At 68.8% G+C, this 18,540-nt stretch carries 17 protein-coding genes; 12 read left to right on the top strand and 5 right to left on the bottom strand.

Features of this window, described 5'->3' with window-relative positions; all coding sequences use genetic code 11:
• The 6 genes from yidC (at position 1) to WFJ01_RS02750 (ending at position 6,090) form a co-directional block, all read left to right on the top strand.
• Complete coding sequence (yidC, locus tag WFJ01_RS02775; protein ID WP_336628141.1) at positions 1-1,083, top strand: membrane protein insertase YidC; 1,083 nt, start codon at positions 1-3, stop codon at positions 1,081-1,083.
• Positions 1,080-1,565: a Jag family protein gene (locus WFJ01_RS02770; RefSeq protein ID WP_251443817.1), complete on the top strand. Its 486-nt coding sequence runs from the start codon at positions 1,080-1,082 to the stop codon at positions 1,563-1,565. Before yidC ends, WFJ01_RS02770 begins: the two co-directional genes overlap by 4 nt.
• Positions 1,566-1,580: 15 nt before the next feature.
• The gene (rsmG, locus tag WFJ01_RS02765) at positions 1,581-2,222 is read left to right on the top strand and encodes a 16S rRNA (guanine(527)-N(7))-methyltransferase RsmG (protein WP_336628140.1); all 642 of its coding nucleotides are present in this window, start codon (positions 1,581-1,583) and stop codon (positions 2,220-2,222) included.
• A gap of 1,524 nt (positions 2,223-3,746) precedes the next feature.
• Positions 3,747-4,673, top strand: coding sequence for a ParA family protein (locus WFJ01_RS02760; RefSeq protein WP_336628139.1), 927 nt, complete (start codon positions 3,747-3,749; stop codon positions 4,671-4,673).
• A complete protein-coding gene (locus WFJ01_RS02755; protein ID WP_336628138.1) occupies positions 4,673-5,650 on the top strand; it encodes a ParB/RepB/Spo0J family partition protein in 978 nt (325 codons plus the stop codon). The genes WFJ01_RS02760 and WFJ01_RS02755 overlap by 1 nt, the downstream gene beginning before the upstream one ends.
• 101 nt (positions 5,651-5,751) lie before the next feature.
• Positions 5,752-6,090 (top strand): tryptophan synthase subunit alpha, encoded by a 339-nt coding sequence (locus tag WFJ01_RS02750; RefSeq protein WP_292882360.1) that lies wholly within the window; start codon positions 5,752-5,754, stop codon positions 6,088-6,090.
• A 488-nt stretch (positions 6,091-6,578) separates the two neighbouring features.
• Here the strand turns inward: WFJ01_RS02750 and trxA are convergent, their stop codons facing one another.
• The 5 genes from trxA to WFJ01_RS02725 form a co-directional block, all read right to left on the bottom strand.
• Complete coding sequence (gene trxA / locus WFJ01_RS02745; RefSeq protein WP_292883549.1) at positions 6,579-6,953, bottom strand: thioredoxin; 375 nt, start codon at positions 6,951-6,953, stop codon at positions 6,579-6,581.
• A gap of 23 nt (positions 6,954-6,976) precedes the next feature.
• Entirely contained in the window at positions 6,977-7,930 is a 954-nt protein-coding gene (trxB, locus tag WFJ01_RS02740) for a thioredoxin-disulfide reductase (protein ID WP_292882363.1), read from the bottom strand.
• A gap of 104 nt (positions 7,931-8,034) precedes the next feature.
• Positions 8,035-8,679, bottom strand: coding sequence for an IMPACT family protein (locus tag WFJ01_RS02735; RefSeq protein ID WP_336628137.1), 645 nt, complete (start codon positions 8,677-8,679; stop codon positions 8,035-8,037).
• Between the two features lie 22 nt (positions 8,680-8,701).
• Positions 8,702-10,318 carry a murein biosynthesis integral membrane protein MurJ gene (gene murJ, locus WFJ01_RS02730; RefSeq protein ID WP_336628136.1) on the bottom strand — a complete coding sequence of 539 codons (1,617 nt, stop codon included), beginning with the start codon at positions 10,316-10,318 and terminating at the stop codon, positions 8,702-8,704.
• A complete protein-coding gene (locus WFJ01_RS02725; RefSeq protein WP_336628135.1) occupies positions 10,311-12,443 on the bottom strand; it encodes a DUF6049 family protein in 2,133 nt (710 codons plus the stop codon). Before WFJ01_RS02725 ends, murJ begins: the two co-directional genes overlap by 8 nt.
• Positions 12,444-12,599: 156 nt before the next feature.
• On the opposite strand from WFJ01_RS02725, the gene WFJ01_RS02720 reads away from it, so the two are divergent.
• From WFJ01_RS02720 to WFJ01_RS02695, 6 genes are all read left to right on the top strand, one after another.
• Positions 12,600-14,192, top strand: a complete 1,593-nt coding sequence (locus tag WFJ01_RS02720; protein ID WP_336628134.1) for a DUF7059 domain-containing protein — start codon at positions 12,600-12,602, stop codon at positions 14,190-14,192.
• Positions 14,193-14,220: 28 nt separating this feature from the next.
• A complete protein-coding gene (locus WFJ01_RS02715; RefSeq protein ID WP_336628133.1) occupies positions 14,221-15,276 on the top strand; it encodes an LLM class flavin-dependent oxidoreductase in 1,056 nt (351 codons plus the stop codon).
• Positions 15,277-15,319: 43 nt separating this feature from the next.
• A complete protein-coding gene (locus tag WFJ01_RS02710; RefSeq protein ID WP_336628132.1) occupies positions 15,320-16,237 on the top strand; it encodes an alpha/beta hydrolase in 918 nt (305 codons plus the stop codon).
• Between the two features lie 91 nt (positions 16,238-16,328).
• The gene (locus tag WFJ01_RS02705) at positions 16,329-16,640 is read left to right on the top strand and encodes a hypothetical protein (RefSeq protein WP_336628131.1); all 312 of its coding nucleotides are present in this window, start codon (positions 16,329-16,331) and stop codon (positions 16,638-16,640) included.
• Between the two features lie 109 nt (positions 16,641-16,749).
• Entirely contained in the window at positions 16,750-18,177 is a 1,428-nt protein-coding gene (locus tag WFJ01_RS02700) for a CCA tRNA nucleotidyltransferase (RefSeq protein WP_336628130.1), read from the top strand.
• A 164-nt stretch (positions 18,178-18,341) separates the two neighbouring features.
• Positions 18,342-18,524, top strand: a complete 183-nt coding sequence (locus tag WFJ01_RS02695) for a hypothetical protein (RefSeq protein WP_336628129.1) — start codon at positions 18,342-18,344, stop codon at positions 18,522-18,524.
• Positions 18,525-18,540: the final 16 nt, after the last annotated feature.

Raw genomic sequence — 18,540 nt, 5'->3', positions numbered from 1 at the left:
GTGGGTTCCGACCTCCTGTTTGCCGCGTCTACGACGCCCGCTGCCTCGAGCGGTGGCTTCGACCTGCTCGGCACCGTCATGTGGCCCTTCAAGGCCCTGGTCGAGGCGATCCTCGTCGCCTGGCACTGGCTCTTCACCGCGGTCGGGATGCCCGGCGCCGCCGGCCTCACCTGGGTGCTGTCGATCGTCGGCCTGGTGCTCGTCATCCGCGCGGCGGTGTTCCCGCTCTTCGTGCGGCAGATCAAGAGCCAGCGCAAGATGATGGAAATCGCTCCTGAACTGAAGAAAGTTCAGGAGAAGTACAAGGGCAAGCGCGATCAGCTGAGCCGCGAGGCCATGAGTCGGGAGACCATGGCGCTGTACAAGAAGCACGGCACGACGCCGATGTCGAGCTGTCTTCCGCTGTTGGTGCAGATGCCCTTCCTGCTCGGAATGTTCTACACGCTGAGCGACGTCAAGAAGCACGCCGAGGCCGGTGTCGGCGGTGTGTGGCTTCTGACCAAGGAGCTCACGAAGCAGTTCTACGACGCGACGCTGTTCGGAGTGGCTCCGCTGCACACCAGCCTCGTCGACGCGGTGCAGCACAAGCCGGCCGGCTGGGAGACCACGGTCGCGATCCTCATCGTCTTGGTGATCCTCATGATCGGATCCCAGTTCTTCACGCAGCTGCAGATCATCTCGAAGAACCTGTCGCCCGAGGCCAAGACCGGCCAGGCGTACCAGATGCAGAAGATCATGCTGTACATCCTTCCGCTGGGCTTCATCTTCTCGGGTCTGTTCTTCCCGCTCGGCGTGGTCATCTACTGGTTCGTCAGCAACCTGTGGACGATGGGACAGCAGTTCCTCGTGCTGCGTGAGATGCCGACGCCCGGATCCGACGCTGCCAAGGCGCGCGAGGAGCGTCTCGCCCGCAAGGGCAAGGCCATCAACTCCGAGGGCAAGGTCGTGCCGGTGGCGGTGTACGAGGCAGAGCAGCAGAAGATGCTCGAGGACGCCGAGCGCCTTCGTGCGCAACAGCCCAAGCGTCAGCAGCCGAAGAGCGCCAAGCGCGCGAAGAAGGACCAGAGCGGGGAGAAGGCGTGACCGAGCAGGATGTGGCGGAGCCGACGGTCTCCGACCTGGAGCACGAGGGTGATGTCGCAGCGGACTTCATCGAGGGACTGCTGGACATCGCTGACATCGACGGCGACCTGACGCTCGACGTCAAGCAGGGTCGTGCCTACGTCTCGGTCGAGGCCGAGGGAGACGGACTGCGGCTGCTTTCCGCGCCGGACACTGTTCAGGCACTGCAGGAGCTGACTCGCCTGGCGGTGCAGAGCAGCACCGGATCGTTCTCGCGGGTGATCCTGGATGTCGCAGGATCCCGCGACGCGCGCCGCACCCAGCTGGAGCGCCTGGTCGACTCCGCCGTGGCGAAGCTCGACGAGGGTGCCTCCCAGGCATCGCTGCCCTCGATGTCGAGCTACGAGCGCAAGCTGGTGCACGACATCGTGGCGGAGCGCGGACTGGTCTCCGAGTCGTACGGCGACGGTCCGACGCGACACACGGTCATCCGCCGCCACTAACGTTTCACGTGAAACATGTCTGACTCGGACTCGGGATCCCTGGAGCGGGAGCCGGCTGTCGCCGCGACGCTCTTCGGCGATCGGATCGACCTCGCCCGGAGCTTCACCTCGGCGCTGGCGGCACAGGGGGAGGAGCGCGGGCTGATCGGGCCCCTTGAGGTTCCCCGACTCTGGACCCGCCACATCCTCAACAGTGCGATCGCGGCGCCGCTCTTTCACGGCTCAGTGGCGGACGTGGGATCCGGTGCAGGACTGCCCGGCATCGTGCTCGGCATCGCCCGACCCGACGTCGAGTGGACACTGATCGAGCCGATGGAGCGCCGCGTCGCGTGGCTCGACGAACAGGTGTCGGCGCTGGGGCTTTCCAACGTGACCGTCGTACGTGGCCGCGCGGAAGACGTGGGTCTCAGTGCACGCTTTGACATGGTGACCGCGCGTGCGGTCAGTGCACTGCGCACGCTGCTTCCGTGGACGGCACCTCTCGTGCGCAACGGCGGCGAGCTTGCCCTGCTGAAGGGTGCGAATGCGGAGAACGAGATCACTGCGGCTCAGAAGCAGATCCGGAAATTCCTGCTGAGCGACGTTCGAGTAGAGACCCTCGGCGAAAGCGTGCTCGCGGAGACCACACGCGTTCTCCGCGCTACCGTCCGCGCCTGACGCCGCACGGGCCACCCGACGCAATTGCCCCGAATCGAACCCGCGACGCGGGGAGTCGGCGGTTCCTGGGGCGTCTTCGGCCCCCAGCAACTGGATGCTGAGTGCTCGTTCTCAGGCAGGGATGGGGCGGGCGTGTTTCACGTGAAACGGTAGCCATCTGGAGTCGTGCGACCTAGTTCGCCCTATTGTGCTGCCGTCTTTCCCGGCTTGCCGTGGACTTGGTGCCGGTTCTGGAGTGCTTGAGTCTGCATTCTGCAGCGGCATCGGCAGTCGTGAGTATGGCTCCCCTCCCTCACGAACGCAGAGTGCGGTGCGGTCTGGAGAGAACCGGCGTACAGAGACAGAGCAGGTAGCGCATCCGCGGCGGGGTGAGAATCACCCTTCAGGCGATCGTTCCGCTTCCCCATCCGACCCCGCGCCATCACTTCCCACGCGCCGCGTTCACCGACGCCTTACGACGCGTCCTGCGCAACAAGTGGATGTGCCCGCGCAGGCGATGCCTCGCGATTCTGTGATTCCCTCAGCACGTTGCCCGATCACTCGGGGCTGTTGTGACGCGTTTCACGTGAAACATAGCCCCGCGCTGGGTGGGGGAGGCCTCGAGTCTCACCCACGGGACGTGTCACCTTGTTCCTCTTGCCCACGATGACGATCGTTCCCTGGGTTCGCAGGGGAGTGGGGGCTGCGGTCCGGCGTGAGGATGACGCACGACCGCTCCTCAGGGTGGAAAGGGGCCCTGAATGTCGTGACGCCTGGGACGCGGGACTTCGGGACGCTGTCTCCCTGCACCTCTCTGTCTCCCTGTACGTCCCTGTGCGCCTGTACGTCCGTCTACTCCTGTACGTCCCTCTACTTCTGTACGTTGCTGCAACCTCACCCCGTCTCCTGAGCCCTGTACTTCTCTGCGCCGCGGCACCTTCCTGTGTCCCCGGGTACCTGGCTGTGGGCCGATACCTCGCTGTACCCCTCTACGTCTCCTTTCCCCCTTGGGTCCCGCTACCCCTCTACGCCTCCTTTCCCCTTTGGGTCCCGCTACCCCTATAGGTCCCGTTACCCCTGTACGTCCTTGCGCCCCCGGGTAGTGCGCTGCGGACCGCTACCTCCTTTACCCCTGCACGCGCCATTACCTCGTACGTTCCTGGAGCCCTTCACTTCTCTGTACGTCTCAGTACCCCTTCACGTCCCTGTACTTCCCCGCACCTCTTCACTCTCGGTGCCTCCCGTACCCCTGTGCCTCCCTGTACCTCCCGTAACCCTGTACCCCCCTGTACCTCTTCACTTCCCTTTCACTTCCTTCCGCTGCAGTCCGCCCCTGCACCCTTGGGTCTCCGTCACGGGGCTAGGTGCCGAGATCCCAGGTGTGATCGCATGGCGGATGCGCTGCACGACTGAGGGATCGGTCCACACAATCAGGTTTCACGTGAAACATCGCACAGATCCCGTCCTCGACGGTGGGATGGTCGGTGGTTCAAGTTAGAGTGGAGATTCCGTCGTTTCCCCGTCGGAGATCGTCGAAAGGAGTGGATGTTTCACGTGAAACAGTCCTCGAACACCTCGACTGCTGAATACGGCGTGGACACTCCCCTGGCGCGGGAGCTCGCAGATCTCACTGCGCGTCGCAAGGCTCTGGAAGCCGTCTCCGTGCACTTCGACGGACCCACGCGGATCTTCACGACCTCGAATCAGAAGGGCGGCGTCGGTAAGACCACCACCGCGGTCAATGTCGCCTCAGCGATGGCGGAGCTCGGCGCGAAAGTGCTGGTGATCGACCTCGACCCGCAGGGAAACGCGTCGACAGCGCTGGGAGTGCCCCACACCGCAGATCTGCAGAGCATCTACGACGTTCTCATCAGTGACGTGCCTCTCGCGGACGTCGTGCAGGTGAGTCCGGAGTCGCCGAATCTCCTCTGTGCGCCGAGCACGATCCATCTCGCGGGCGCCGAGATCGAACTGGTCTCCCAGGTCGCGCGCGAGCACCGACTGCGCACGGCACTCAATGACTACCTGGCGGCGCACCCCATGGACATCGTGATCATCGACTGCCCGCCCTCCTTGGGGCTGCTGACGATCAATGCGTTCACGGCGGCGACGGAAGTGATGATCCCGATCCAGTGCGAATACTACGCACTCGAGGGGCTGAGCCAGCTGCTGGGCAACATCCGGATGATTCAGAAGCATCTGAACCCCGAGCTCACGATGTCGACCATTCTTCTGACCATGTTCGACGGACGTACCCGTCTTGCGCAGCAGGTCGCCGAGGAGGTCCGTGGACACTTCCCGCACGAGGTTCTGAACACCGTGATTCCGCGCTCTGTCCGTGTTTCCGAGGCGCCGAGCTTCGGTCAGACGGTCATCGCGTACGACGGACAGTCGGTGGGCGCCGTCGCCTACCGCGAAGCAGCAGTGGAGATCGCTCGACGGGCGACGAAAGAGAACGAGAAGGGGCACTGATGGCCAAACGCACGGGACTCGGCCGGGGGATCGGCGCACTCATCCCCACTTCGGATGCTGCAGAGCGTCCGGTCGACGTGTTCTTCCCCGGAGCGCGGACCACGGAGACGGCGAAGGAGACCACGCCGATGGTCAGTGCGGAGCCCGAGGCGGATCTCGTCGCGGTTCCGGGTGCCCGCCTGATCCGGGTCGACCCGCACGACATCGTTCCGAACCCGCGCCAGCCGCGCACGCACTTCAACGAGGACGATCTGGCTGAGCTTGTGCACAGCGTGCGCGAGTTCGGAGTGCTTCAGCCGGTCGTGGTGCGGCAGAACTCCGACGGCCAGTACGAGCTGATCATGGGCGAGCGGCGCACCCGCGCCGCGCGCGAGGCCGGCCTGGACTCGATCCCGGCGATCCTTCGGGAGACCGCCGACGAAGATCTCCTGCGCGACGCTCTTCTCGAGAACCTGCACCGCGCTCAGCTGAATCCCCTCGAGGAGGCCTCCGCCTACCAGCAGCTGCTCGAAGACTTCGGCATCACTCAGGAGGCGCTCGCCACACGGATCGGACGCTCCCGACCGCAGGTGAGCAACACGATCCGCCTCCTGCGTCTACCGGTTCCCGTGCAGCAGCGTGTAGCTGCCGGCGTGCTGACCGCGGGCCATGCGCGCGCAATCCTTTCCCTCGACGATGCCGACCTCATGCAGCGGCTGGCCGACAAGGTCGTCAACGAGGATCTCTCGGTGCGCGCGACCGAGGAGGCGGCCAAGGTCATTGCGGCCTCCGGCACCGTGACGAAGTCGGTCAAGCCACAGGCGGGCGCGCGCCGCGCCTACCTCGACGACGTCGCCGGCAAGCTGGGAGACCGCCTCAACACCCGGGTCCAGATCGCGCTGGGCGCCAGGAAAGGCCAGGTCAAGATCGAGTTCGCCTCCATTCAGGATCTGAATCGGATCCTCGAGGAGATCGGCCAGGAGGGTTTCGGCTCCTGAGCCTCTGAGACACCCCTGGTAATCACTCGGCCCGGAACGTCTTCGCTGACAGCGGATGCGTTCCGGGCCTTCGTGTCGGCGGCGCCGCGTAGGCTTGACGGGTGAGTGAGTCCCCGACGCGTCGTGCCAGCCTGGAGGTGTTGCGCGCTGAGGCGGCGGACGAGCTGGCCGTTCTCGTGCAGGAGAGGCTGCTCGGGGGAGAAGACCCGTGGGCGTTCATGGAAGAGCTGCCCAGCGTCGATGAGCTCGTGGTCTTTCTGCTGCGCGCCGACGAGATCGTCGAGAGTGGGGGCGTCCGTCCTGACGAGGCACGCAACTTCGAGGTCCTCCGTCGTATCGCGCTCGACTATCCGGAGTTGACCTCGATCGTGTGGGGCCTGCTCGGGGACGGGCCCAAGTATCGACGCTGGGACCTGCTGGCCGACGACGCTCGCTCCTAGCGACCCACGTGTTTCACGTGAAACGTGGGAGCGTCACAGGACAAGTCGGGAGTCTGGTCCTTGTCGTGGCACCGGTCCTGCACATGAACTGGCGATAACATTCCGCGTCCGCGTCCGCGTCCGCGTCCGCGTCCGCGCTGTCGCGATGCGGACGCTCCGGGCATGCTCCCCGAGCTAGGCGTTTCACGTGAAACCTCAAGTCCGGGGCACTGCATCACAGTCCGGCCGGCCGGATACGTAGCCCCTGGGCCAGCATTCCTGATGGCTGTGAAGAACACGTGACCTGCACCGCGCATGGGCAGCGGGAGGGGAGTCCACTCGGAGAGGTTGTTTCACGTGAAACCCGCTGCGCGGAGCGCCGCGCCGGCTGGGCAGGACGACCCGCACAACAGCCCTGTGCGGGTAAGCCACATCGGGCAGGCGGGCCGGTTTCGCGCAGACACGAAAAAGCCCGCCCTCGGAGGAGGGCGGGCTTCGTCGTCAGGGGGTCAGCCCAGGAAGGATGCCAGATCCTGCTCGAGCGCGAACTTCGGCTTGGCGCCGATGATCGTCGTCTTGACCTCTCCGCCCTGGAAGACCTTCATCGCCGGGATCGACGTGATCTGGTACTTCATGGCGAGATCGGGGTTCTCATCGACATTGAGCTTGAGGATGGTGATCTTGTCGGGGTTCTCCGACTGGATCTCGTCCAGCACCGGTGCGACCATGCGACACGGTCCGCACCACGCAGCCCAGAAGTCGACCAGAACGGGGCCTTCGGCCTGAAGCACGTCCTGCTCCCAGGTCGCCTGGCTGGTTGCCTTGGCAGTCATGATTCTCCTTGTTCGTGTGAGCGTGTCACGCTCGGTGAAGTCAACAGCAATGGGGGCGGAACTGTTCCCGCCGTTCAGGCGAGGACCGACTCCGCAGGGGTTCCGTCCGAAAGCGCCGCCAGGAAGTGCTCGACGTCCAGCGCCGCCACGGTGCCCGACCCCGCGGCCGTGATCGCCTGACGGTAGGTCGGGTCGATCACATCACCCGCGGCGAAGACGCCCGGAACGGACGTACGCGACGTGCGCCCGTCGACCCAGATCGTTCCCTCGGGGGTGAGGTCCAGCTTGCCGTGCACCAGGTGGGTGCGCGGGTCATTGCCGATCGCGATGAAGAGTCCATCGATCGGAAGATCCGTGGTGGTGCCGTCGACCGTGTTGCGCAGGCGCACCCCGGACGTCGCGTCGTCACCCAGCACCTCTTCGACGGCACTGTTCCAGATGAACTCGATCTTGTCGTTCGCGAAGGCCCGCTCCTGCATGATCTTCGACGCCCGCAGCGTGTCCTTGCGGTGGATGATGTAGACCTTCGAGGCGAACTTCGTGAGGAAGGTGGCCTCCTCCATTGCGGAGTCGCCGCCTCCGACGACCGCGATCGTGCGCTCCCGGAAGAAGAAGCCGTCGCAGGTCGCGCACCAGGAGACACCGTGGCCGGACAGGCGATCCTCACCGGGGATGCCGAGCGTGCGGTAGGCGGATCCGGTCGCGTAGATCACGGAAGCGGCTTCGAGCACCGTCCCGCTGCCGAGCGTGACCTTCTTGATGTCGCCGTCGAGCTCGAGCTCGGTGACGTCGTCGTACAGCACCTCGGTGCCGAACTTCTCGGCCTGCTCCTGCATCTTGGCCATGAGGTCGGGGCCCTGGATCCCCTCGGGGAAGCCGGGGAAGTTCTCCACCTCGGTGGTCTTCATCAGTTCACCGCCGACCTCGACCGAGCTCGCGACGAGCACGGGGTTGAGGTTCGCGCGGGCCGCGTAGATCGCCGCCGTGAACCCCGCGGGTCCCGAACCGATGATGATGACCTGTCGCATTGCTTCTCCTTGCTCTCGCACGCTTCAACACATGGTACCGGCGCGGCATTCCGCGCGGCTGGGCGACCTCGCGGTGCGATCGCACGCTCGGGGCGGCGAGGGGCTCAGGCGACGTCGACGATGCGGGTCCCGCCGAAGACGGGGGAGAGGGACCCGCCCGACAATGAGGCGAGATCGTCGACGAAGAGCGCCCTGTCGGACGGCGGGATCCAGAGGGTGAACGACGCCAGGGCGCCGTACACGACCTCGCCGAAGGAGGATCCATGGGCTGTGGCCCAGTCGCGCAGACCGTTGTCGATGCGCCCGGCGTCGGCATGCGGCACATCGACGCGCGCCTCGAGCAACTCGCGACGATGGAGCAGCACGGCCTCGTCCAGCGCATCGGAGACCGCCGTGGAGTACGCCCGGATCAGGCCGCCGGCGCCGAGCTTGACGCCGCCGAAGTAGCGGGTGACCACCGCGACCACGTCGGTGAGGCCGCGCCGGCGCAGCACCTCCAGCATGGGGATCCCGGCTGTGCCGGAGGGCTCTCCATCGTCCGAGGATCGTGCCTGATCCCCGGTGACGCCGGTCACCATCGCGGTGCAGTTGTGACGGGCATCCCAGTACTGCCGGCGGACGGACGCGATCACCTCGTCCGCCTCAGCCACGGACCGGACAGGGACCAGATGCGCGATGAAGCGCGACTTCTTCACGATGAGCTCGCGCGTGACGGCGGCGGCGATCGTGCCGGGGTAGGTGCGTGTCATGACGGCGGGTGGATGCCGGTGTTCATCGGGACGGCGCGAAGCGGCGCACGAGTCCCTTCAGCGCGTCGAGCTCCGGAGCGCGCAGCAGAGCGAGCAGGCCGAGGTAGACCACGAGGACCGCCCCAGCGATGATGAGACAGCCGATCGCCGCCGGGATCCGGTCCGCTGTCGTCCACCCGTGCGCGCCGCCGAGGAGGAGGAAGACTCCCCAGCCCGCCGCCGTGGCGGGGATCGCCGCGAGGACGAATCGGCCCAGCGCGAGGATCCACCGGCCTGTGCCGATGCCGTTGAGACGACGGTGCAGGAGCGCCGTCGCGACGATCGTCTGCAGGATGCTGGCCAGGGACTGGCCGAGCGCCAGTGTCGCCGCCAGCGCCGACAGCGGGACGATGCCGGCCTCGTGGAGCAGCTTCGTCCCGAAAGCGGTGGCGGCGATGAGCACGCACTGGAAGATCGTGAAGAAGAAGGGCGTGCGGGTGTCGCCGAGAGCGTAGAACGTGCGCTGCACGATGAAGAGGACCGCAAGGGGCAGCAGGGCGAGCAGGTAGCCGACGAGCACGAGGGCCGCGGCCTGGGCCTCGTCGCGGTTGTCGGTGAAGATGCGGGACGCGGGGATCGTCGCGGCGACCACGGCCGCGAGTGCGCCCGTCAGGAAGAAGCCGAGGGTGCGAATGCTGCGGCCGATGTCGCCGCGCAGGTCATCGATGCGTCCGGCATGGGCGTGCTCGCTGAGCTGAGTGAAGTAGGGGGTACCGATCGACAGCACGATCACCGAGTACGGGAGCATGAAGATCAGCCAGGCGTTGTTCATCACGGTCAGCGAGGCATTGGGTCCCGAAGCCTCGAGCGCGACGCTGTGCTGGTAGAACCCGGCCATGAGGCTCGACAGCGCCATGAGCATGGTCCAGCCGGCGAGCTTGCCGACGTTGCCGAGACCCACCCCGCGCCAGCGGAAGTCAACGCGCAGCGCGAGCCTGGTGCGCGGCCAGAACGCGAGCAGGACGCCCGCCTGCACGGCGATGCCCAGGGTGGCCGTGGCGCCGAGCCAGGCGATGCGGTCGGCGGGCCAGTCGGAGACATCGGTCAGCGGCGTTCCGAAGAGGGAGCCGATGATGAGGAAACCGGCGATCGAGACCACGTTGTTCACGACCGGCGCCCAGGTGAACGGCCCGAAGATCCTGCGCGCGTTCAGCGTCTCCCCGATGAGGGCGTAGAGACCGTAGAAGAAGATCTGCGGCAGGCACCAGTACGCGAAGGCGATGGCGAGCTGCTGCTGCTCGACGGTCGTACCCGCCTTCATGATGACGGTGACGATCCAGGGCGCGGCGAGCATCGCCACGGCGGTGGCTGCGAGCAGCAGGACGGTGCCGGCAGTGAAGATCTTCGAGATGAACGCGCTGCCGCCGTCCTCCCCGGCGACCGCCTTGACGATCTGGGGCACGAGGACCGCGGTGAGCAGCCCCACCGAGATGATCGAGAACACATCGTTCGGCAGCTGATTGGCGAGCGCGAAGGCATCCGGGGCCTTGCCCACGGCCCCGATCACGCCCACCAGCACGATCGTGCGCAGCAGGCCGGTGATCCGCGACACCATGGTGCCTGCCGCGAGCAGGGCGCTCGCGCGGCCGAGGCTACTCATGCTTCTCCTCACCCGTGGCGACATCACCGTCCGTTGCGACATCATCCTCCGATGGATCCATGCCGTCTGCGGAATGCTTCTCCGCGGCGGCCCTGCGCCGGCGGATGGTGCGGAAGATTCCTCCGGCGATGAGCAGCAGGCCGAGGGCGCCGAACACGACGAGGCCGATGGTCTCCCACTCGGCACGGATCGTGAGTCGCGCGGTCTGCTGCGGCCCGATCGCGACGCCGGTCGGGCTCGTGAGCGACATCGTGAGCGTGATCTCGGCGGTGGCGACGTGCGACTCCAGCGGCAGGCGCACCGGCGTGGTGCTGGACGGCTGGGCCTCGACGTCGGTCGCCTTCGGCACGTCGATCCGCGAATCGCTGGGGACGACGTTCAGCCGCACGCGCACCGGGTACGGGAGCTCGTTGCGCACCCATACGGGCACGGTGACCTTGGGGCTGATCAGGATCGGATTGGACGGCTGGATCCCGACGGCGTTCAGGGTCTTCTGCGTCGCCTGTCGGTGCGTCCGCAGCGCCGAGGCGAAGTCATCGGGCGTGGTGTGCACCCCGACGCCGAGCAGGCGCATCATCGAGATGCGCTCGCGTACCGTCAGGTCGGCGGGGCGCTCCAGGATGGTCGCGAACTGCGTGAGCTTGTCGGCATCCTGATTCAGCGTGACGACGGCGGCGCCCCTGTCCTCGGCCGACTCGGTGGAGACCGTCAGCTCGGTGGGAGGGTTCGACAGCACGCGGTCGAGGCGGCCATCGAGGCCTCCGCTGAAGGCCGTCACCGCGCTGGAGAGCCCCTCTTCGGAGCGGGTGTCGGCGCGTGCGAGCCCGGCGAGAACGGTCGAACCGGGGGCGTCGAACCAGAGCATCGCATTGGCGGTGATCAGTGCCCCGCCGCGGGCCGAGGCATCGGACTGCGCCGCTGCGGCGCTCAGCGCGGCGGACACGGCGGCGTCGGCGACGAGCACGGAGGAGCCACCGACCGAGCCCCGTGCGGCGACCGCCGCACCTTGCGCGCCCGCCGTGAAACTCGTCGAGGGCAGGATCGACACCGTGTCGCCCCCTGCCGGGCCGTAGTGCGACATCGTCGCCACCTGATCGGCGGTCACCTCGCCGCGCGGCCACAGGATGTCGGTGCGTGCGCCGGCGATCGCATCGGCCGTGGAGGGCACGGCACCGGCCGTCGCGGCCGTCGTCGCGGTGGGGGTCGGCGTCGGGGTCGTGGGAGTGCCCGCGGGACCGAGGAAGGGGGTGAAGTCATCCACCGCGAGTGGCGCAGTCAGCCCGGCCGCCGCCTGTGCGGTGGTGTCGGCGTCGGCGAACTGCAGGGAGAAGCGCTCGTTGGGCAGGGCCTCGAGCCGGGAGAGCCATGCCACAGCCGTCGCGGGGGCGGCGGTGCCCAGCACCCGGATCGCTGCGACGATCGAGGGGTCGACCGCGAGCACGGCCGGTGTGCCCGCGACGCCGTCGAGCTGCGCGGTGAGGGCTCCCTCCGGGGCGGTGAGCGCCGTGAGCTCGGTCGCGCTGAGCAGGACGCCCTCGGGCGCCGCCGTGATGGGGACGACCGTGACGACCGTCGCGGGCGCACCCTGCGCGACGACGAGGGCGGTGCGCGACTCAGCCGAGGAGGTCGGGCTCCCCGTCGCTGCCGCCTCGAAACGCGCGCGCAGGGGATAGACGCCGGGGTTCAGCGCCCCGACATCGGCGCCCGGTACGACGACCTGCGTGCGGGAGGTGCCCTCGGCATCCAGCACCGTGGTGCGCACATCGCCGATGGGGCTGAGTGCGGGCGCGTCGGCGGATCCGTCCAGCCAGGCGCCCACTGCACGGCGGTCGGCGAGGGCCGTGCGGCCGAGCTCGAGGTGGACCGTGCCCGCACCGAGCCCGGTGGTGGCGTCATTGCGCAGCGTCAGAGTCGCCGTCAGCGGGCTGCCGGAGACATAGGCGCCGTTGGCGTCGGGGAGCAGGGAGAGCAGCAGGCCCGCGTGCGAGGGCGTCTGCGTGGGGCTCGGCGCCGGAGTGCTCGCTGCAGCGACCGGCGTCGGTGCGGCGAGCGGCAGCACGAGGCCGAGGGCGACGACGAGCGCCCCGGCCGCGCGGCGGAGGCGCTGGCGCAGGGGAGATCTCACAGTCGTTGTCGCAGTCATCGAGGATCCGTCGGGCGCGCGGGGCGCGGCGAGTGCTGGCCTTGAGAGTCTAGGCGGCGCGGTGTGCGGATCCCTGGAGGTGGGCAGGACGAGCATCGGGGAAGATGCCGGTCTCGCTGTGCCGCGTAGGCTGACGCCGTGGTCCGACACCTGACGCCCCGCCCTGATTCGCTGCTCTGCGCGGCGCTCGCCGCCGACCTCGACGCGGCCGATCTGCGCTCCGAGCCGTTGCGCGACGCCTGGGGCGCCGAGGCCGACGACGCGCTCGCCCGAGGGATCCGGTCGCCGCTCCTGCGGGCGCTCGCCGCACGCACCGATCCGCTCGCGACGCTCGGACGCCTCTTCGTGCTCGGCATGCCGCAGCCGCTCTCCGACGTCGCGTCGGCCCTGCCCCGCACCGGCGTGGACGGCGTCGAGGAGCTGGGGCTGGCGTACCGTTCCGACGATCTGGTCGTGCCCGCGGCGCTCATCCGCCCGCAGTCCTTCGTCGACGCGGACGGCGTGGGGGAGTGGTGGATCGCGAGCGACCTCGACGAGCTGGCCCTGCAGCACCTCGACGAGGACGGCGTGCTGCCTCCCGATCACGTGCTGGGCGTCGGCGGCGCCTCCCGGACTCTGGCGTCCTTGGTGATGCCGATCGAGGTCGAACGAGCCCTGGATCTCGGCACCGGATGCGGAATCCAGGCGCTGCTGGTCTCGCGGCACGCCGGATCCGTGGTCGCGACGGACATCTCCGAACGCGCGCTCGCCTATGCGGAGCTGAACGCCATGCTCGCCGGCGTGCACAACATCGAGTTCCGGCTCGGGAGTCTCTTCGAACCGGTGGCCGGGGAGAGCTTCGGTCTGATCGTCTCCAACCCGCCGTTCGTCATCACCCCGCGCGGCGCCGACGTGCCCGAGTACGAGTACCGCGACGGGGGGCTCGTCGGCGACGCGCTGGTCGAGGCGTTCGTGCGCACCGCGCCGCAGCACCTCGTTCCAGGAGGGTCGGCGCAATTGCTCGGCAACTGGGAGTCCATCGACCCTTCGACGGGTCCCGGGGCGGGGGCGACGGGCTCGGAGACCGGGGCGCTGGGCATGCGCCGGCTGGAGTCGTGGATCGATCCGGCGCTGGATGCCTGGGTCGTGCAGCGCGAGACGCTGTCGCCGCTCGGCTATGCGGAGCTGTGGATCCGCGACGGCGGCACGACGCCGCGAGACCCGGCGTTCGATTCGCTGCTCGATGCGTGGCTGGACGACTTCGATGCCCGAGGCGTGAGCGAGATCGGCTTCGGGTATGTGCTGATCCGCCGCCCTGCAGTGCGGGAATCCGGCACTCCGGTGCCGCCGCTGCGCCGCTTCGAGACCATCGCCCAGGCGGTCACGAGCGCGGGGCGGGCCTTCCGGGACGGCCTCGCCGGGCATGACGCGCTCGCCGACGGAGTGCCCGACCGGCTGCTCGTCGCTCCCGATGTCACCGAGGCGCGCCACCACATCCCGGGTCAGGACGCGCCCTCCGTGATCGAGCTGCGCCAGGGCGGCGGGTTCGGCCGCACCGTGTCGGTGGATCCGGCTCTCGCCGGCTTCGTCGGGGTCTGCGACGGCGAACTGACGGTCGGACAGATCACGAGCGCGCTCGCCGAGCTGTTCGAGGTGCCGCCGGCCGCGCTCTGGGCCGATCTGGAACCGAGGCTGCGCACGCTCGTGACCGACGGCTTCCTCGTCCCAGTGGATCCGGACATCGCGGAATAGATCCCGGATCCATGCGTTCGAATAGATCATGAAGGCTTTCGGATTCCTCTCCTTCGGGCACTACGGCGACGTGCCCGGATCGGTCACGCGCACCGCCGGCGACATGCTGCGTCAGACGATCGAACTGGCCGAGGGCGCCGACGAGATCGGCGTGAACGGCGCCTACGTGCGCGTGCACCACTGGGCGCGACAGGCCGCGTCGCCGATGCCGCTGCTGACGGCGATGGCTGCCCGCACCCGCCGCATCGAGGTGGGAACAGGCGTCATCGACATGCGCTACGAGAACCCCTTCCAGTTCGCCGAGGAGGCGGCGGCGCTGGACCTCATCGCCGACGGCCGGATCGCTCTCGGTGTGAGCCGCGGCTCACCCGAGACGGCCCTGCAGGGCTACCGCACGTTCGGCTACGAGGACGGCGAGGACTCCGAGCGCGGCAGCGTGATGGCGCGCGAGAAGTTCGAGCTGTTCCTGCGCGCGATCGAGGGCGAGCGCATCGCCCCCGGCGACCCGCGCATGGTCGGCGCCGGGCACTACCTCGCGATCGAGCCGCAGTCGCCGACCCTGCGCGATCACATCTGGTGGGGATCCGGGTCCCGCGCGACGGCCGAGAGCACCGGGCGGATGGGCCTCAACATGATGAGCTCGACGCTCGTCACCGAGGCCACGGGACAGCCGTTCCACGAGCTGCAGCGGGAGCAGATCGAGCTGTTCCGTACCGCGTACAAGGACGCCGGCCACACCGGAGCCCCTCGGGTCTCGGTGAGCCGGAGCGTGTTCCCGCTGGTGTCCGACCAGGACCGCGCCTATTTCGGGCTGCGCTCGGAGGAGAACCACGACCAGATCGGCGTGATCGACGGCTTCCGCTCCACCTTCGGCAAGACGTACGCGGCCGAGCCCGACGTGCTGATCTCCCAGTTGAAGCAGGACGAGGCCGTCATGGCGGCCGACACCCTCATGCTGACGATCCCGAACCAGCTGGGGCCGGAGTACAACCTGCACGTGCTGCAGGCGTTCGCCGAACACGTCGCCCCGGCTCTGGGCTGGAAGCCGAACACCGACGGGCCCGTGCAGGGCGACGCCGTCTGAACCCCCGCGGAAAGGTCTGAGGCCTCCTCTACATTCGGGAGCCATGCAGACGCGAGCCGAGTTCGACCAGCTGTCCGGGAACTACGCGAAGAACCGCTTCCCTGCGGACGCGACCGTCGAGGACATGAGGCGCGCGTTCTCGGGCGGCGCCGTGCCACCGCCGGCCGGGGTCGCCTCGGCACTCCGGCGGCTGGGAGGCCGGCCCGCGATCGAGCTGCGCCCCGACGGCGCCGGAGAGGGGATCCTCCTCTACCTGCACGGCGGAGGCTTCGTGCTCGGATCCGCGGAGACCGGCGTCGGCGTGGCCGCGGGACTCGCCGTGCGGACGGGCGCGACGGCGTACTCGCTCGACTACCGGCTGGCGCCGGAGCACCGGTTCCCCGCGGCCGTGGACGACGCCCTCGCCGCGTACGCCGAACTCGCGGATCGGCACGGAGCCGATCGGCTCGTCATCGCCGGCGACTCGGCGGGAGGCGGACTCGCGGTGGCCACGCTCCTCGCGGCACGGGAAGCCGGGCTCGGCATGCCGGCCGCCGCCGCCGTGTTCTCCCCGCAGACCGACCTCACCCTGAGCGGCGCCTCCTTCACCGGACGCGACGGAGACGATCCGCTGTTCCGCCCGGACGACATCGCCGCATACGCACGCCGCTACCTTCCCGAGCACGACGCAGAACAGGCGGCGCGCTCGCCGCTGGCGAGCCCCGTCTTCGCGGATCTGGGCGGCCTTCCTCCGTTGCTGATCCAGGTGGGCAGCAGAGAGCTGCTGCACGACGACGCGCTCCGTCTCGCGGTGAACGCGGCCCACGCCGACGTCGACGTGACACTGGAGTCCGCGGCACGGGCGCCGCACAACTATCAGACGGCCGTGGGTGCGCTCGCCGCGGCCGATCGCGCGCTCGACCGCGCGGCCGTCTTCCTCGCCGACCGCCTGGCGGAGCGCGCCGCGGCGTCGGCGGACTGAGTCCTCAACCGCTCGCGTCCGGGCGGTCGCGGATCCCCCCGGTGCTGTCCGCCCCGGGCGCCGGCGGCGGCACCCGGATAGGGTCGGAGGCATGACGGACGCGACGGACTACTTGACCCCCGCGCAGGTGCGTCGCATCGCCGAGGACTTCCGGCGCCGTCGTACCCGCATGCTCGTCGCCTTCGCGTGCGTCGAGGCTCCGGTGCTGGTGGGCGCGATCGTGGTCGTCTACGTGCTCAAGCTCGTGGATCCGCAGTTCGGCATGTGGCTCGTCGTGGGTGTGGCGGTGATCAGCGGGATGGCGCTGAGCGCTCTGATCCTCGGTCAGATCAGGGCTGAGCAGCGGGCCATCCGCGAGGTTGGTGGTACGCCGCTTCCGTCGTCCAGCGGCCCGACGCTCTGATCCCCTGCTGATCCACGACGTCTGAGCGGCGGTCGTCGCGCCGCCTCGGACGCGGTCGGCGAGACGCCGGCACCGCACCTCCCACGTGCGCCCCGGTACCCTGGAAACCATGCTCAACATGGCCGAATCCCTCGCGCGCCTGGGCGCCCTCGCCGAGAATCCGGTCGTGCGGATCCTGGCCGATGCGTTCGCCGGCGCCGGGTTCGACCTCGCGGTGGTGGGCGGCCCGGTGCGTGACGCCCTGCTCGGCAGGGTCACCCACGATCTCGACTTCACCACGAACGCGCGTCCCGACGACATCCTCCGCCTTGTCAAGCCCCTCGCGACTGCGCACTGGGACATCGGGCGCGAGTTCGGCACGATCGGCGCGCGTGTGCACGGCGAGCAGGTCGAGATCACGACCTACCGCGCGGATGCCTACGACGGCGTCACCCGCAAGCCCGTCGTGCAGTTCGGCGACGACATCGACGGCGACCTCGTGCGTCGCGACTTCACGGTGAACGCGATGGCGTTCCTGGTTCCCCAGCAGCGCCTCGTGGATCCGACCGGCGGAGTGGAGGACCTCATCGCCGGTCTCCTGCGCACCCCGACGGCACCCGAGGTGAGCTTCGGCGACGACCCGCTGCGCATGCTCCGTGCCGCCCGGTTCAGCGCCCAGCTCGGCTTCGGGATCGAGGAGGGGACGCTCGCGGCGATCGCCGAGCTGCGGCAGACGCTCACGATCGTGAGTCCGGAGCGCATCCAGGCAGAACTCGTACGGCTGCTGCAGTCGGCGGACCCCGTGCGGGGGATCCGCGTGCTCGTCGACACCGGCCTCATCGACGAGTTCCTGCCCGAGGTGAGCGCGCTGCGCCTCGAGATCGACGAGCACCATCACCACAAGGACGTCTACGAGCACTCGCTGACCGCCCTGGAGCAGGCCATCGCGCTCGAGCGGGAACGCCACCCCGACGAGCCCGCCGACGCGATCCTGCGTCTGGCCGTGCTGCTGCACGACATCGGCAAGCCGCGCACCCGCCGGCTCGAGCCGGGCGGCGCGGTGAGCTTCCACCACCACGACGTCGTCGGATCCCGCCTCGCCCGCAAGCGTCTGCAGGCGCTGCGGTTCGACAAGGAGTCGACCGATGCGGTCGCGAAGCTCATCGAGCTGCACCTGCGGTTCTTCGGCTACGCGGAGGGGGCGTGGACCGACTCCGCGGTGCGTCGCTACGTGCGCGACGCGGGCGACCAGCTCGAGCGGCTGCACATCCTCACCCGTGCGGACGTCACGACCCGCAACCGGCGCAAGGCGGCACGTCTCGCCTCGGCGTACGACGACATCGAGCAGCGCATCGCCGACCTCCGCGAGCAGGAGGAGATCGACGCGATCCGCCCCGAGCTCGACGGCAACGACGTGCAGCGGATCCTCGGCATCGCGCCGGGACGCGAGGTCGGCGAGGCGTACCGCTTCCTGCTCGAGCTCCGCCTCGACGAAGGCCTCATCGGCCCCGAGGCCGCCGAGCAGCGCCTGCGCGACTGGTGGGCCGCGCGGGGCTGAGGCTCACCGATCTGCGTCGCCCGCCCGGGTGGTGCGGAACTCAGTCGATTCGGTCTCCCCGGAGCTGATCGGCCGGTCGAAGCGCGGTATCGACGGAGTTCGGAACCGGACGGTCGGCGGACTGCCCGTGATGATCGCCGCGGAGCGCCGCCTCGACGAGGTGCGTGAGATCGATCGAGACGATACGGGGTTCGGGCACGGCTCAGTCCGCCGGGGTGCTCGTCGGCGACGGGACGGGCGTCGGAGTCGGCGAGGCCGTCGGAGAGGGCGGCGTCGCGCAGCTCCTGCGCATAGGCGGCGGGATCCCCCAGGTCGATCTGGCCGCCGTGGTCCGCGGCCTGATCTGAGAGGTCGCCCACGAGT

The sequence above is a fragment of the Microbacterium sp. MMO-35 genome, assembly GCF_037147555.1.
Classification (GTDB): domain Bacteria; phylum Actinomycetota; class Actinomycetes; order Actinomycetales; family Microbacteriaceae; genus Microbacterium.
This window is presented reverse-complemented; position numbering and strand designations above follow the sequence as displayed.

Bases quoted from the DNA above. Each gene is read 5' to 3' on its own strand.
- rsmG (WP_336628140.1), top strand. From the start codon at position 1,581: ATGTCTGACTCGGACTCGGGATCCCTGGAGCGGGAGCCGGCTGTCGCC.
- WFJ01_RS02760 (WP_336628139.1), top strand. From the start codon at position 3,747: ATGTTTCACGTGAAACAGTCCTCGAACACCTCGACTGCTGAATACGGC.
- WFJ01_RS02755 (WP_336628138.1), top strand. From the start codon at position 4,673: ATGGCCAAACGCACGGGACTCGGCCGGGGGATCGGCGCACTCATCCCC.
- trxB (WP_292882363.1), bottom strand. From the start codon at position 7,930: ATGCGACAGGTCATCATCATCGGTTCGGGACCCGCGGGGTTCACGGCG.
- WFJ01_RS02735 (WP_336628137.1), bottom strand. From the start codon at position 8,679: ATGACACGCACCTACCCCGGCACGATCGCCGCCGCCGTCACGCGCGAG.
- murJ (WP_336628136.1), bottom strand. From the start codon at position 10,318: ATGAGTAGCCTCGGCCGCGCGAGCGCCCTGCTCGCGGCAGGCACCATG.
- WFJ01_RS02715 (WP_336628133.1), top strand. From the start codon at position 14,221: ATGAAGGCTTTCGGATTCCTCTCCTTCGGGCACTACGGCGACGTGCCC.
- WFJ01_RS02710 (WP_336628132.1), top strand. From the start codon at position 15,320: ATGCAGACGCGAGCCGAGTTCGACCAGCTGTCCGGGAACTACGCGAAG.
- WFJ01_RS02705 (WP_336628131.1), top strand. From the start codon at position 16,329: ATGACGGACGCGACGGACTACTTGACCCCCGCGCAGGTGCGTCGCATC.
- WFJ01_RS02700 (WP_336628130.1), top strand. From the start codon at position 16,750: ATGCTCAACATGGCCGAATCCCTCGCGCGCCTGGGCGCCCTCGCCGAG.